Consider the following 14,202-nt stretch of genomic DNA (forward strand, 5'->3'; position numbering starts at 1 on the left):
ATGCCTCGCCGCTCCGCTGGACGACGGCTCGGGGTATCTCGGCCGTCAGCCCTGGTCGCCGCCGGGGCCGGCCGCCGCGTGCAGCTCGCGCAGAGTCGCGAGTTCGGCGGGGGTGGGGGGAGGTACGGTGTCGCACGTGTCGGCCACGCGCAGTGACCAGCCGGTCTCCGCGCGCACCTGCTCGACGCTCGCGCCCTGATGGATTTGGGTAAGGGTCAGTTCGCGGCTGACCGGGTCGGGCTCCAGCACGCCGAGGTCGGTGATTATCCTGACCGGCCCGCGGCCGCGGAGATTGAGCCGTTCCCGGTCGCCCGGACCCTGGCCGTAGCCGACCGAGGTGACGAAGTCGACGCGCTCGACGAACGTGCGCCGGTTGTGCCGGGCGACGACGAACACCTCCCGGCACGACGCGGCGATTTCGGGTGCGCCCCCGGCACCGGGCAGCCGGACCTTGGGGCGGTGGTAGTCGGAGCCGATGACCGTCGTATTGATGTTGCCGTAGCGGTCGATCTGCGCCGCACCGAGGAAGCCGACGTCGATCCGGCCAGGCTGGAGCCAGTAGTTGAACATCTCCGGTACCGAGACCACCGTGTCGGCGGTCGCGGCCAGCACGCCGTCGCCGATCGACAGTGGCAGGTGGGTGGGCTTGGCGCCGATGGTGCCGGACTCGTAGACCAGCACCAGGTTGGGTGCGTGCATCCGGCGGGCCAGGTTCGCCGCGACGCTGGGTCGGCCGATGCCGACGAAGCAGCGGGCGCCGTCGCGTAGCGCCCGGGCCGCCGCGACGACCATCATCTCCTCGCTGGTCCAGGCGGGGGTTGGTGACGAGGACTGGGTGGAGACGTGCAGGGTCATCGTGGCATGCCTCCATCAGCGTTGGTCGTCCCGAACACGGTTTCGTCGAGCCATCGGCGGAACGTTTCGCGGTCGCGGCTGACGGTGTCCCAGGCGACGTAGAAGTTGTTGTCCCGGTCGCTGTGGTCGTGGGCGTACGAGGGGTGGGCACCGCCCGGCACCTCGGCCACCATGGTGATCGCCCAGTGCGGGAGGACGACGGCGCCTGGGCGGTCCTCCAACCGGTCGACGATCTTCTCGACGGTCACCAGTGAGCGGGCGGAGGCGAGGAGTACCTCCTTGTGGACTCCGGTGATGCCCCAGAACTGGACGTTCCCGGACCGGTCCGCCCGTTGGGCGTGCACGATGCCGACATCCGGGTTCAGCGCGGGTACGGCGGTCAGCGTCTCTCCGGTGAACGGGCAGGTGATCGGCTTGATCGTGTCGGTGAGCTCGACCAGGTCGGTGCCGGAGTATCCCCGTAGCACGGCGAACGGCAGTCCGGACGCCCCGGCCACATACCTGTTGGCCATCCCGGCGTGGCTGTGTTCCTCGATCTCCAGGGGCGCCGGCCAGCCGTTCTGGACGGCATCGCGGAACCGGTGCAGCGATCCCACGCCGGGGTTCCCGGCCCAGGAGAAGATCAACTTTCGGGCGCAGCCGGCGCCGATCATCTGGTCGTAGACGATGTCCGGCGTCATCCGCACGAGGGTGAGGTCCCGGCGGCGCTGGCGGATGATCTCGTGGCCAGCTGCCACCGGGATGAGATGGGTGAATCCTTCCAGCGCCACCATGTCGCCGTCGTGCACCAGGGCCGCGACGGCATCACGCAGGCTCGCGATCTCCCCCATCCAGGGCTCCTTTGTGCGCCATATGAACATTAGTTCGCTGGGTAGCGACAGTACGGGCAAGCGTCGGCGACCGTCAAACCCTCGTCCTCGGTGCGTCGAAGTGCTGCGTGGGCCGCTGTAACGACTTCGACATGAGCCGTTGACCAAACACGAGGCGGCCCGTACGTTCCCTCTGAGAACGATCGTGCGCATCAAGCACGGTGGCCCTGGGCTCATCTAGGAGGGTTCATGCGTCGTCTCATCACCGGGCTCGCGGTCGCCACGGCCCTCGTGGTCACGACCGCAGCCTGCGGGTCCTCGGACCCGTCGGACGGTACGGCAGGCAACGACGGTCCGGTCAGCGTCAAGGTCGGGGTCATTCCCATCGTCGACGTGGCCCCCATCTACCTCGGCAAGGACAAGGGCTTCTTCAGCAACCGAAACATCGAGCTCACCCTGGAGACCGGGCAGGGCGGAGCGGCGATCGTGCCTGGCGTGCTCAGCGGTCAGTTCCAGTTCGGCTTCAGCAACGTGACGTCGCTGATGGTGGCGCAGACCGAGAACGTGCCGGTCAAGGCCGTGGTCAACGGAGTGGCCTCCACCGGGCAGGCGGGCGCCGACTTCGGCGCGATCGTGGTCCGCGGCGACAGCCCGATCCAGTCGGCGAAGGACCTCGCTGGCAAGAAGGTCGCCGTCAACACGCTCAAGAACATCGGAGACACCTCGGTACGCGAGTCGGTCCGCAAGGCAGGCGGAGACCCCAGTGGGGTGCAGTTCGTCGAGATCGGCTTCCCGCAGATGCCGGCCGCGCTCGACGGCGGCCAGGTGGACGCGGCCTGGGTGGTGGAACCGTCACTGTCCGCAGTCAAGGCCAAGGGTGGTCGGGTCGTCGCGTCGAACTTCGTCGACGTGGCACCCGATCTCACCGTCGCGCTGTACTTCACCTCCACGAAGCTGACACAGGAGAACCCGGACCTGGTCAAGCGGTTCGTCGAGGCGATGCAGGAGTCACTGGCGTACGCCGACAGCAACCCGGACGAGGTACGACGGATCATCGGTACCTACACCCAGATCGACGCGGCCACCGTGGCGGCCCTGACGCTGCCGAAGTGGCCGGCCGACTACAACCGGGCCTCGCTGGAGGCGCTGGCCCGGCTCGGCCAGCAGGACGGCCTCTTTGACACCGCGCCCGACCTGGACAAGCTGTTCTCATGACAATGTCCGACCCCGCCGGGGACGGGACGGCTCCGGCCGCCGCCGTCCCCGGCGCCATGACCGCCGCCGTCCCCACCACCGTCGGCGGCAGCCCACGGCGCAGCCGGTCCGGCGCCACCCTCGGGTACGGCCTCGCCGGTCTCGTCGTCTTCTTCGGCGTGCTCGAGGTGCTGCCCCGGATCGGACTGGTGTCCGCGAACTACCTACCACCCACCAGCCGGATCGCCGGGGCGCTCGCCGCCGAGGCCACCGAACCGGCGTTCTGGGACGCTGTCGTCGACACGCTCACCAGCTGGATGCTCGGCCTGGCGATCGCCACCGCGGCGGGAATCGCGGTCGGAGTGCTCATCTCGGTGGTTCCGCACCTGCGCGCCATCACCGCCTCCTCGATCGAGTTCCTCCGCCCGATTCCCTCGGTAGCGCTGATCCCGTTGGCCGTGCTGCTGTACGGCACCGATCTGCGTTCGACGCTACTGCTGGTGGTCTACGCCGCGTTCTGGCAGGTGCTCATCCAGGTGCTCTACGGCGTGCAGGACGTCGACCCGGTCGCGGACGAGACCGCCCGGTCGTATGGCCTGGGCCGGTGGGCCCGGATCCGGTTCGTGCTGTGGCCGACCGCACTGCCGTACGTGATGACCGGCGTGCGGCTGGCCGCAGCCGTGGCACTCGTACTCGCCATCACCGCCGAGCTGATCATCGGCTCGCCGGGGCTGGGGTCCCGGATCGCCGTCGCCCAGATCTCCAACGCGGTGCCGGCGATGTACGCCCTGGTCGTGGTGACCGGCCTACTCGGCGTTCTGATCAACATCGGTGCGCGGCTGGTGGAGCGGCGCCTGCTGTCCTGGCACCAGTCCGTCCGTGGGGAGGTCGTGCTGTGATCCGCGCACTTCGCCAGATCGGCCTGGCCGTCGGGCTGCCGGCGGTGCTCTTCGCCGCCTGGTGGGCGGCCTCCGCCGGCAGTGAGAGTTTCTACTTCCCGCCGCTGCGCAGCATTCTGGGCACTTTCGGCGAGGTCTGGACCGGGCAGCGGCTTACCGACGACGTGCTGCCCAGCCTGGCCCGGCTCGCCGCCGGCTACCTGGCCGCGCTGGTGTTCGGGGTGGCCGCCGGCGTGGTGATCGGCTCCTACCGCCGGGTCCGCGCGGCGGCCGAGCCGGTGCTGGAGTTCCTCCGGGCCATCCCGCCACCGGTTCTGGTGCCGGTCATCATGCTCTTCGCCGGCATCGGCGACGGGATGAAGGTGCTGGTCATCGTCTCCGGCTGCGTCTGGCCGATCCTGTTGAACACCGTAGAGGGGGTACGGGCGGTCGACGGGGTGCTGGCGGAGGCGACCCGGTCGTACGGCATTCGTGGCGCTGCGCGGCTGCGCCACCTGGTGCTGCGTTCGGCGAGCCCGCAGATCTTCGCCGGTGCCCGGCAGGCGCTCTCCATCGGCATCATCCTGATGGTGATCAGCGAGATGTTCGCCGCCAGCAACGGCCTGGGCTTCGCCATCGTGCAGTTTCAGCGCACCTTCGCCATTCCTGAGATGTGGAGCGGCATCCTGCTGCTGGGTCTGCTCGGCTTCGTCCTCTCGCTCGTGTTCCGGGCGGTGGAGGCCCGGGCGTTGGCCTGGTACCACGGGCTGCGACGCACGCAACGGTCGTCGTGAACGGCTGTGCCGCCGGCCGGGCCGCGCAGCCAGGAAAGGGAACCCATGCTTGACGTTCGAGGATTACAGAAGATCTACGAGGGCCGCGAACGCCGGGTGGAGGCGGTGCGCGATCTCACCTTCTCGCTCGACGCCGGTGAACTGGCGTGCCTGGTCGGCCCTTCCGGCTGCGGCAAGACGACCCTGCTCAAATGCGTTGCCGGCCTGCTCGCCCCCACCTCCGGGGAGGTCCTGCTCGACGGCCGCGCGGTGACCGGGCCGCCGCCGGGCATGGCCGTCGTCTTTCAGGAGTACGGCCGCAGCCTGTTTCCCTGGATGAGCGTTCACGACAATGTGGAACTGCCGCTGCGGCAGAAGAAGCTGCCCAGGGCACGCCGCAGGGAACTGGTGCACGAGGCCCTGGCCTCGGTCGGGCTCGCCGACGCACACCGGGCGTATCCGTGGCAGTTGTCCGGTGGGATGCAGCAGCGGGTCGCGATCGCCCGGGCCGTCGCGTACGAACCCAACGTGCTGCTGATGGACGAGCCGTTCGCCGCCGTTGACGCGCAGACCCGCGCGGACCTCGAGGACCTGATCCGCGACCTGTGGCACAAGCTGCGGGTGACGATCCTGTTCGTCACCCACGACATCGACGAGGCCGTCTACCTGGGCCAGCGGGTGCTGATCCTGTCCTCCTCGCCGACGGTCGTGCAGGAGCAACTCACCATCGACCTGCCGGACGAGCGGGACCAGCTGCACACCCGGGCCGACCCACGCTTCACCAGCTTGCGTACCCACGTCTACGAGCAGATCCAGGCCGCGAAACGCAACGCCGGAGCACCAGCCGGAGGATCACGGGACACCGAGGTGCCCGGCGACGCCCGGCCCGGGCTCGATCGGACGCCGGCATGAGCGAGCGCAGGGCTGGCATGGCCGCCCCCGACGTCTACGTCCTCGACGCCATCCGCACCCCGATCGGACGGTACGGCGGAGCGCTCGCCGACTCCCGGCCGGACGACCTGGCCGCCGGCGTGCTACGCGACCTGCTGGCCCGGCATCCGGATCTCGACCCCGCCGACGTGGCGGACGTGCTGCTCGGCTGCGCCAACGGCGCGGGCGAGGACAACCGGAACGTCGCCCGGATGGCGGTCCTGCTGGCCGGGCTGCCGCCGCAGGTGCCCGGCGCGACGGTCAACCGACTCTGCGGCTCCGGCCTGCAGGCCGTGGTGGACGGCGCCCGGACGATCATGGCCGGCGACGCCCACCTGGTCGTTGCCGGCGGCGTCGAGTCGATGAGCCGGGCCCCGTGGGTACTGCCGAAGCCGGAGACGGCCTATCCGCGCGGGCATACCACCGCGTGGTCCACCACGCTCGGCTGGCGCATGATCAACCCTCGCATGCCTGAGCAGTGGACGGTCGCCCTCGGGGAGAGCGCGGAGATCCTGGCCGAGAAGTACGACATCTCCCGCGAGGCGCAGGACAGCTTCGCGCTGCGCAGCCACCAGCGTGCCGCCGCGGCCTGGGCAGCCGGCCGGTTCGCCGACCATGTCGTACCGGTCGACGGAGTGGCGCTCGACACCGACGAGTCGATCCGGGCGGACACCTCGCCGGCCGCGCTGGCCCGGTTGCGTCCGTCGTTCCGTCCGGACGGCACCGTCACCGCCGGCAACTCGTCGCCACTCAACGACGGCGCCGGGGCGGTCCTGCTCGGCGATGAGGAGGGCGCCCGGCGTGCCGGCGCCCGGCCACTGGCCCGGATCGTGTCCCGGGCGGTCGCCGGGGTGGAGCCGCACCTGTTCGGCATCGCGCCGGTCCCGGCGGCGCAGACGGCCCTGGGCCGTGCCGGGATCGACTGGTCCGACCTGGTCGACGTGGAACTGAACGAGGCGTTCGCCGCCCAGTCGCTGGCCTGCCTCGCCCAATGGCCGGAACTCGATCCGGAACTGGTCAACCCGGACGGCGGAGCGATCGCCGTCGGCCACCCACTGGGTGCCTCGGGTGCCCGGATCCTCGGTGCGCTGGCCTGGCGGCTGCACCGCCGCGGTGGCGGGTACGGCCTGGCCGCCATCTGCATCGGCGTCGGCCAGGGACTGGCCGTCGTGTTGGAAGGAATCGCCTGATGACCACCCTGCACCTGCCGACGTACGAGCGCCCCCGCGGCCTGCACCCGCCGCTGGAAAGTCCGGGCTACCGCTCCACCCTGCTACGCGCACCCACCCAGCCACTGGTGCTGCTGCCGCAGAACCTGACCGAGGTGACCGGCCCGCTGCTCGGTGAGGGCCGGGTGACGGAGACCGACGCCGACCTGACCGTCGCGCCCGGCGGTGAGCCGCAGGGCCAGCGGATCATGGTGCACGGCCGGGTTCTGGACGGTGACGGCCGGCCGGTGCCGCACACCCTGGTCGAGATCTGGCAGGCGAACGCCGCCGGGCGCTACCGGCACGCCCGGGACACCTGGCCGGCACCGCTGGATCCGAACTTCACCGGCGTCGGCCGGGTACTCACCGACGACCTGGGCCGCTACCGCTTCGTGACGATCCGGCCCGGCGCCTATCCATGGGGCAACCACCACAACGCCTGGCGACCGGCACACATCCACTTTTCTCTCTTCGGCCGGGCCTTCACCCAGCGACTCGTCACCCAGATGTACTTTCCGGACGACCCGCTCCTGCCACACGATCCGGTCGCGGGCTCGATCCCGGACGAGAAGGCGCGGCAGCGGCTGGTCTCCCGGTTCGACCTGAACGCCACGACGCCGCACTGGGCCCTCGGCTACGAGTTCGACATCGTGCTGCGCGGCGGCGCGGCGACGCCGACGGAGGAACCGCATGAGGACTGAGCTGACCCCGTCCCAGACCGTCGGACCGTTCCTGCACATCGGCCTGCCCTGGCCCGACGGGCCGGACGTCGTGCCGGCGGGCACGCCCGGCGCCATCATGATCAGCGGCCGGATCACCGACGGTGCCGGCGAGCCGGTGCCAGACGCCCTGGTCGAGACCTGGCAGGCGGACCGGAACGGACGCTTTCCGCACCCGGACGACCCGCGCGGTCCGGTGTACGGCTTCCGCGGCTTCGGACGCTGCCCCACCGACGAGAACGGCGTCTACCGAATCCGCACCGTCAAGCCCGGACCGCTGCCCGCCCGGGACGGCGGGACCGAGGCCCCGCACATCAATCTCTCCATTTTCGGCCGGGGCCTGCTCGACCGCCTGGTGACCCGGCTGTACTTCCCCGACGAGGCCGCCAACGACACCGACCCGGTGCTCGCCGGCCTGCCCGATCCGGCCCGCCGGGACACTCTGATCGCCGTCGCCGCACCCGACGGTTATGTGTTCGACATCGTGCTGCGGGGCGAATCCGAGACCGTGTTCTTCGATGTTTGAATCGATGTTCGCGACCCCGGCGAGCGTCGCGGCCACCGACACCGCCGCGTGGCTCCGGGAACTGCTCCGGGTCGAGGCCGCGCTGGCCCGGGCCGGCGCAGCCATCGGCCTGATTCCATCCGGGTGCGCGGCCGAGATCGAGGCCGCCTGCGTTCCGGACCGGTTCGACGCCGCCGGGCTGAGCCGGCAGGCGGTCCCCTCGGCCTCGCCGGTCGTACCGATGGTGGCGGAACTGCGAGCCCGGGTGTCGGACGACGCCCGCCGGTACGTGCATCTCGGCGCGACCAGTCAGGACGTCATGGACACCGCGCTGGTGCTGGTCGCCCGCCGGTGCGTCGGTTCGACCCTCGACGACCTGTGGGCGGTCGGCGACCGGCTCGCCGACCTGGCCGACCGGCATCGCGACACCGTCCAGATCGGCCGGACGCTGCTCCAGCAGGCGGTGCCGACCAGCTTCGGCCTGGTCTGCGCCAATTGGCTGGCCGCTCTGGCGGAAGCAGCGGACGAACTCGCCCGGGCAACCGACCGACTGCCTCTCCAGTACGGCGGCGCGGTCGGCGCCCACGACACGCTCGGCATAGACGGTCCCCGGATGGCCGCGGCGCTCGGCGAGATCCTGGGACTGACGGTGCCAGCCCTGCCCTGGCACACGCGACGCGGGCCTGTCGCCGGCCTCGCCGCCGCGCTCGGCGCGGTCTGCGGCGCGCTCGGCACGATCGCCACCGGGGTCCTGCTACTCGCACAGAACGAGGTCGCAGAGGTGACCGAGGGTTCCCCCGGCGGCTCCTCGGCGATGCCGCACAAGCGGAACCCGGCCCGCTCCACCCTGGTCGTCGCCTGCGTGCACCAGGCGCCGGCCCTGGTCGCCACCATCCTGGCCAGCCAGCCGGTCGAACTGCAACGCTCGGCGGGCCGGTGGCAGGCCGAGTGGCCGACGGTCACCACACTGCTGCGGCTGACCGCCGCGGCGGCCTGGCATGCCAGGTCGGCGGCCGAATCACTACAGGTGGACTCCGAACGGATGCGGGCCGCCGCCGGGCTCGGGCCAGGATCGACGACCGCCGGACCACCGGGCGTGCCGGAAGCGGCCGGACCGCTCATCGACCGGGCACTGGAGGCGTACCGTGCCACTCGCCCATGAGGTGACCGGACCGGCCGGCACTCCCGCGTTGCTCCTCGGCGGATCTCTCGGCACCACCCGGACCATGTGGCGACCCCAGGTGACCGCCCTGTCCCAGCGGATGCGGGTGGTGGTGTTCGACCACCGTGGGCACGGCCGGTCACCTGCGCCGCCCGGACCGTACGACATCGCCGACCTCGGGAACGATGTCGTCGACCTTCTCGACCACCTGAACCTGGACCGGGTGCACTACGCCGGCCTGTCGCTCGGCGGCATGGTGGGCATGTGGCTGGCCGCCCGCCATGCCGAGCGGGTCGACCGGCTCGCGTTGCTCTGCACGGCCGCGTACCTGCCGCCGGCCGGCGCCTGGCTTTCCCGGGCCGCCCAGGTCCGGGCGCACGGGACGGCGAGCCTGACAGACACCCTGCTCGGCCGGTGGTTCACCGCCGGCTATGCCGACCGCCACCCCGATACGGTGGCGCGCCTCGTCACCGACCTGGCCGCCAGCCCAGCCGAGGGGTACGCGGCCTGCTGCGAGGCGATCGCCGCCATGGACCTGCGGCCGCTGCTACCGGAGATCGCTTCTCCCACACTGGTGGTCGCCGGCGCCGATGACCCGGCCACCCCGCCCCGGGAGGCCCAGCTCATCACGGAGGCCGTGCCCGAAGCACGGCTGGCGGTCCTGGACCGGGCCGCGCACCTGGCCAGCGTCGAGCAACCGGCGCGGGTGACCGCGCTGCTGGCCGAACACTTCCTGGAGGAGCGATGAACGAGCGGTACACGCGGGGGATGGCGGTACGGCGGGAGGTGCTCGGCGACGCGCACGTGGACCGGGCGGTGGTCGAGACCGATGGGTTCACCGCCGACTTCCAGGACCTGATCACCCGGTACGCCTGGGGCGAGATCTGGACCCGTCCTGGCCTCGACCGGCGTACCCGCAGCTGCGTGACACTGACCGCGTTGGTCGCCCACGGCCACCTCAACGAGCTGGCGATGCACGTCCGAGCGGCGCTGCGCAACGGTCTCACGCCCGGCGAGATCAAGGAGGTGTTGCTGCAGTGCGCCATCTACTGCGGGGTGCCGGCCGCGAACGCGGCGTACGGCGTCGCCGCCCGAGTGCTGCGCGAGGAGGCAGCGGCGGGGTAGCGGGCAGTGCCCCGGCCCGTGCCCTGGGACCAGCGGCGGTCGACACCGATCAGGCGACCTCCCTGACCTCCCCGGCACGCAGGCGTGCGCTGATCGCGTTCACCGCCGCCCGCAGCGCACGTAGTCCGGTACCGATGTTCGGGCGGGGACTGGGTACGACCAGGCCAACCGCAGCGACGACCTCACCGGCCGCTCCGGTGACCCCGACCGCCACCGACGACGCGCCGAGCGTCATCTCCTCCCGGGTCCAGGCCACTCCGCTGCGGCGGATCTCGGCGAGCTGCGCGGCCAGCCGGGCGGGTTCCACCACGGTGTACGGGGTGAGCCGCTCCGGCCGGCTCAGCACCGACTGCCGCACGTCGTCGGGCGCCCACGCGAGAAGCACCTTCCCCACGGCGGTGGCGTGCAACGGCAGGGTACCGCCGGGGCGGGACACGACCCGGACCGACCGGGCTCCGCCGAGGCGTTCGACGTACAGTGCGCTGCCGCCGTCCCGGACCGCGAGATGCACCGTGTCCCCGGTGGCGGCACAGAGGTCCTGCAGGTGGGGCAGGGCCGCCTCGCGCAGCTCGACGTGCATGGCCGAGAGCAGTCCGAGATGCCAGAGCCGGGCACCGATCTGGTACGTCCCGTCCTCCCGGCGCTCCAGCGCGTGCCAGTCGACCAGTTCCTGCACGTGCCGGTGGGCCGTGGCCAGCGGCAGGTTCGACCGTCGGGCGATCTCGCTCAGCCGCAACCGCAGATGCACCGAGTCGAACGCGTCAAGGATCGAGAGTGCACGCAGCGTGACGGATCTGCCGGCCATGAGCCGTCTCCTCTCCGGCGGCGTCCCTCCGGTCGCGGTCGTCCCGCAACATACCGGAAACCCGCGGCTACCGGTACGGCCAGCGGACGACTGTACGCAAGACGCACGGATGACTTCCACCGGGCGGAAGGGTCCGTCGCCGTGACCCTTCCATCTGCCGGAAGCACGTCGTTGCGGCGCCGCCCCAGCCGGACGACGGTGATCTCCACCGCCACCGGAAGGACGATGATGAGAAACAGACGTAGCTTGCTCACCGGCTTGGCGGCGCTGACCGGCGCCGTCCTCGTCCTGTGGATCGGGTCCAGCGTGAGCGCCGCCGGCTCGAACCGGCCGGTCCGCTCGTGTGCGAGCCTGGCTTCGACCAACCTTCCCCACACCACGATGCTGAGCGCCACCGCCGTGACGGCCACCGCATCGGTGCCCGCGCACTGCGCGGTCCAACTGGTGGTCACCAATCCTCCGGCAGGCGACCAGATCAGGGTCGGCGTGTGGTTGCCGACCGAGAACTGGAACGGCCGCTTCCAGGGCACCGGCGGCGGCGGGTTCTCCGGCGGCTCGCCGACTTCGACCCCCGCCGCGGCGCTGCGGGACGGCTACGCCGCCGCGGCGACGGACGCAGGGCACACCGGCGGCAGCGGCAGCTTCGCGCTGAACTCGGACGGCACCCTCAACTGGCAACTCATCGCGGACTTCGGCTACCTGGGCATCCATGAGATGACGGTGGCGGGCAAGGCGCTGGTCGAGAGGTTCTACCGCCCTGCGTCGTTCCACAGCTACTTCAACGGCTGTTCCACGGGCGGCCGTCAGGGGCTGATGGAGGCGCAGCGCTACCCGAGCGACTACGACGGAATAGCCGCCGCGTCACCGGCGGTGAACTGGACGAAGTTCCACCCGGCCCAGTTCTGGGGCCAGCTGCAGATGATGCTCTCCGGCAACGTCATCCCGCAGTGCAAGCTTGCCGCCGCCACCCAGGCCGCCATCACCGCCTGCGACGGAAGAGACGGGGTCACCGACGGAATCGTCGGCGACTGGCAGGGGTGCCGGTTCGACGCACGCAGGCTGATCGGTACGGAGACCGACTGCGGCACCGTCACGGCCGCCGACGCGGACCTGATCAACAAGATCTGGGAGGGACCGCGCGACGCCGACGGCGGATTCCTCTGGTACGGCCTGGAACGCGACGCCAGCCTGGGCGCGCTCAACAACACCTCGGGTGGGAACCAGTTGCCCTTCGGCGTCGGCCTGGACTGGTTCCGCTACTTCCTGCTGCAGAACCCCGGCTGGGACTGGCGGACCATGACCTACGACCGTTACCTGCTGCTCTTCCAGCAGTCCGTGCTGCAATACCAGGCGGTGATCGCGACCGACGATCCGGACCTGTCCGCGTTCCGGGACGCCGGCGGGAAGGTCGTCTTCTGGCACGGCACCGCCGATCCGCTGATCTTCTTCCGCGGTACGGTCGACTACTACCAGCGGCTCGAGGCGGCGATGGGCGGCGCCAAGCAGACCCAGAAGTTCGCCCGCTTCTTCGTCGCCCCCGGCGTCGGGCACTGCGGCGGCGGCCAGGGCGCCGCGCCGACCGACCTGCTGAACAGCGTCGTGCGGTGGGTCGAGCAGGGCAAGGCCCCCAGCAGCCTCGTCGGGCGACGGATCGACGGTGGGGGCGACGTGCTGCTCACCCGGCCGGTCTGCCAGTACCCCCTGGTGGCCAGATACAAGGGGCACGGTACGACAACCGAGGCGAAGAACTTCACCTGCGCCAGCGGCTACCACAAATAGCCGACGGACGGCGGCTCCGGCGGGCACCTGCCCGCCGGAGCCACCAGCGGTTTGTCCGGCCGGCAGGAACGACCACCAGACGAGGCGACAACCGAACGAAACAGAAACGAGGAAGCACGTGCGTACCCAGGTCGCGATCGTGGGGGCAGGACCGGCCGGACTGATGCTCTCCCACCTCCTGCACCGCAGCGGCATCGACTCCGTCGTCGTCGAACGCCGCAGCCGCGAGTACGTCGAGCAGCGAGTCCGTGCCGGGGTACTGGAGCAGGGCACGGTGGACCTGTTGCGCGAGCTCGGCGTCTCCGAGGGCCTCGACCGCGAGGGCCTGGTGCACCGGGGCATCGAGCTGCTCTTCGACGGCACGGCGCACCGGATCCCGATGAGCGATCTGACCGGCGGACGGGCCATCACCATCTATGGACAGCAGCACGTCGTGCGGGACCTTACCGAGGCTCGGCTCGCCGCAGGCGGCCAAATCTACTTCGAGGCCGACGACGTAGCCGTGTCGGGCGTCGACACCGCGGCACCACGGGTCACCTTCACCGTTGACGGCCGCCGAGAGGAACTGCTCTGCGACATCGTCGCCGGATGTGACGGATTCCACGGGGTGTGCCGAGACGTCCTGCCCGGGTCAGGACGCCATCTTCTGGAACGCGAGTACCCGTTCGGCTGGCTCGGGATCCTCGCCGCCGTCCCACCCTCGGCCGACGAGCTGATCTACGGCCACCACGAGCGGGGTTTCGCGCTGGCGAGCCTCCGCTCGCCGACGATCAGCCGTCTCTACCTCCAGGTCGACCCGCACGAGGACCTGGCCAACTGGTCGGACCGGCGGATCTGGGACGAACTCGCCACGCGGCTGGCGCACGACCGCTGGACGCTCGCCGAGGGGCCGATTCTGGAGAAGAGCATCACGCCGATGCGCAGCTTCGTCTGCGAACCCATGCGACACGGCCGGCTGTTCCTCGCCGGGGACGCCGCCCACATCGTGCCACCGACCGGCGCCAAGGGCCTCAACCTCGCCGTCCATGACGTATACGTGCTGGCCGAGGCAGTGGCTGACTGGTACCGGACCGGAAGCGATACGCCGTTCGACACGTACTCGGCGAGGTGTCTGCGTCGGGTCTGGCGGGTGCAGCACTTCTCCTGGTGGATGACGTCGATGCTGCACCGCTTCCCCGGGCACGACGCGTTCGAGCAGCGGCTGCAGCGCTCACAACTGGAGTATGTCGTCGGGTCGCCGGCCGCAGCGACCACCCTCGCGGAGAACTACGTGGGGCTGCCCTGGAGCTGAGCCGCTGTCCCCGGCCGGCCTCGGAACCGACAGCACCAAGATCGACATAGAAGGACGTCAATTTAACTGTGCGAGGGTGCTATTTCGGAAGTCAACGTATCTGTCGAACGATGCATATCGGCCGATGGCGCGACGAGCTTCTGGGTCGAGAGAAGCGGCGCCGCTGGGC

15 protein-coding genes are annotated in these 14,202 nt (G+C 70.7%); 12 read left to right on the forward strand and 3 right to left on the reverse strand.

Features of this window, described 5'->3' with window-relative positions; genetic code table 11:
• Positions 1 to 45 precede the first annotated feature (45 nt).
• Both R6Y94_RS41655 and R6Y94_RS41660 read right to left on the reverse strand, forming a co-directional pair.
• The gene (locus R6Y94_RS41655) at positions 46 to 855 is read right to left on the reverse strand and encodes a CoA-transferase subunit beta (protein WP_318402567.1); all 810 of its coding nucleotides are present in this window, start codon (positions 853 to 855) and stop codon (positions 46 to 48) included.
• Positions 852 to 1,685 (reverse strand): CoA transferase subunit A, encoded by an 834-nt coding sequence (locus R6Y94_RS41660; protein WP_318402569.1) that lies wholly within the window; start codon positions 1,683 to 1,685, stop codon positions 852 to 854. Before R6Y94_RS41660 ends, R6Y94_RS41655 begins: the two co-directional genes overlap by 4 nt.
• A gap of 228 nt (positions 1,686 to 1,913) precedes the next feature.
• Between R6Y94_RS41660 and R6Y94_RS41665 the strand changes: the two genes are divergently transcribed.
• From R6Y94_RS41665 to pcaC, 10 genes are read left to right on the forward strand one after another with little or no spacing between them, the layout of a single operon-like run.
• On the forward strand, positions 1,914 to 2,879 hold the full coding sequence (locus tag R6Y94_RS41665; RefSeq protein WP_318402571.1) for an ABC transporter substrate-binding protein: 966 nt from the start codon (positions 1,914 to 1,916) through the stop codon (positions 2,877 to 2,879).
• A complete protein-coding gene (locus tag R6Y94_RS41670; protein WP_318402573.1) occupies positions 2,876 to 3,757 on the forward strand; it encodes an ABC transporter permease in 882 nt (293 codons plus the stop codon). Before R6Y94_RS41665 ends, R6Y94_RS41670 begins: the two co-directional genes overlap by 4 nt.
• Positions 3,754 to 4,530 (forward strand): ABC transporter permease, encoded by a 777-nt coding sequence (locus R6Y94_RS41675; protein WP_318402575.1) that lies wholly within the window; start codon positions 3,754 to 3,756, stop codon positions 4,528 to 4,530. Before R6Y94_RS41670 ends, R6Y94_RS41675 begins: the two co-directional genes overlap by 4 nt.
• A 45-nt stretch (positions 4,531 to 4,575) precedes the next feature.
• Entirely contained in the window at positions 4,576 to 5,421 is an 846-nt protein-coding gene (locus tag R6Y94_RS41680; protein ID WP_318402577.1) for an ABC transporter ATP-binding protein, read from the forward strand.
• On the forward strand, positions 5,418 to 6,629 hold the full coding sequence (locus R6Y94_RS41685) for an acetyl-CoA C-acyltransferase (RefSeq protein ID WP_318402579.1): 1,212 nt from the start codon (positions 5,418 to 5,420) through the stop codon (positions 6,627 to 6,629). Before R6Y94_RS41680 ends, R6Y94_RS41685 begins: the two co-directional genes overlap by 4 nt.
• The gene (pcaH, locus tag R6Y94_RS41690; protein WP_318402580.1) at positions 6,629 to 7,348 is read left to right on the forward strand and encodes a protocatechuate 3,4-dioxygenase subunit beta; all 720 of its coding nucleotides are present in this window, start codon (positions 6,629 to 6,631) and stop codon (positions 7,346 to 7,348) included. Before R6Y94_RS41685 ends, pcaH begins: the two co-directional genes overlap by 1 nt.
• Positions 7,338 to 7,892 (forward strand): protocatechuate 3,4-dioxygenase subunit alpha, encoded by a 555-nt coding sequence (pcaG, locus tag R6Y94_RS41695; protein WP_318402582.1) that lies wholly within the window; start codon positions 7,338 to 7,340, stop codon positions 7,890 to 7,892. The genes pcaH and pcaG overlap by 11 nt, the downstream gene beginning before the upstream one ends.
• Positions 7,885 to 9,033 (forward strand): lyase family protein, encoded by a 1,149-nt coding sequence (locus tag R6Y94_RS41700; RefSeq protein ID WP_318402584.1) that lies wholly within the window; start codon positions 7,885 to 7,887, stop codon positions 9,031 to 9,033. Before pcaG ends, R6Y94_RS41700 begins: the two co-directional genes overlap by 8 nt.
• The gene (gene pcaD, locus R6Y94_RS41705) at positions 9,017 to 9,781 is read left to right on the forward strand and encodes a 3-oxoadipate enol-lactonase (RefSeq protein WP_318402586.1); all 765 of its coding nucleotides are present in this window, start codon (positions 9,017 to 9,019) and stop codon (positions 9,779 to 9,781) included. The genes R6Y94_RS41700 and pcaD overlap by 17 nt, the downstream gene beginning before the upstream one ends.
• A complete protein-coding gene (pcaC, locus tag R6Y94_RS41710) occupies positions 9,778 to 10,158 on the forward strand; it encodes a 4-carboxymuconolactone decarboxylase (protein WP_318402588.1) in 381 nt (126 codons plus the stop codon). Before pcaD ends, pcaC begins: the two co-directional genes overlap by 4 nt.
• A 49-nt stretch (positions 10,159 to 10,207) precedes the next feature.
• Here the strand turns inward: pcaC and R6Y94_RS41715 are convergent, their stop codons facing one another.
• Complete coding sequence (locus R6Y94_RS41715) at positions 10,208 to 10,963, reverse strand: IclR family transcriptional regulator (RefSeq protein WP_318402590.1); 756 nt, start codon at positions 10,961 to 10,963, stop codon at positions 10,208 to 10,210.
• A 228-nt stretch (positions 10,964 to 11,191) separates the two neighbouring features.
• Between R6Y94_RS41715 and R6Y94_RS41720 the strand changes: the two genes are divergently transcribed.
• The gene (locus R6Y94_RS41720) at positions 11,192 to 12,742 is read left to right on the forward strand and encodes a tannase/feruloyl esterase family alpha/beta hydrolase (protein WP_318402592.1); all 1,551 of its coding nucleotides are present in this window, start codon (positions 11,192 to 11,194) and stop codon (positions 12,740 to 12,742) included.
• 118 nt (positions 12,743 to 12,860) lie between these two features.
• Positions 12,861 to 14,033: a 4-hydroxybenzoate 3-monooxygenase gene (gene pobA / locus R6Y94_RS41725; protein WP_318402594.1), complete on the forward strand. Its 1,173-nt coding sequence runs from the start codon at positions 12,861 to 12,863 to the stop codon at positions 14,031 to 14,033.
• The last annotated feature ends 169 nt before the right edge of the window (positions 14,034 to 14,202 follow it).

It is taken from the genome of Plantactinospora sp. KLBMP9567, from assembly GCF_033446045.1.
In the GTDB taxonomy this organism is placed as follows: domain Bacteria; phylum Actinomycetota; class Actinomycetes; order Mycobacteriales; family Micromonosporaceae; genus Plantactinospora.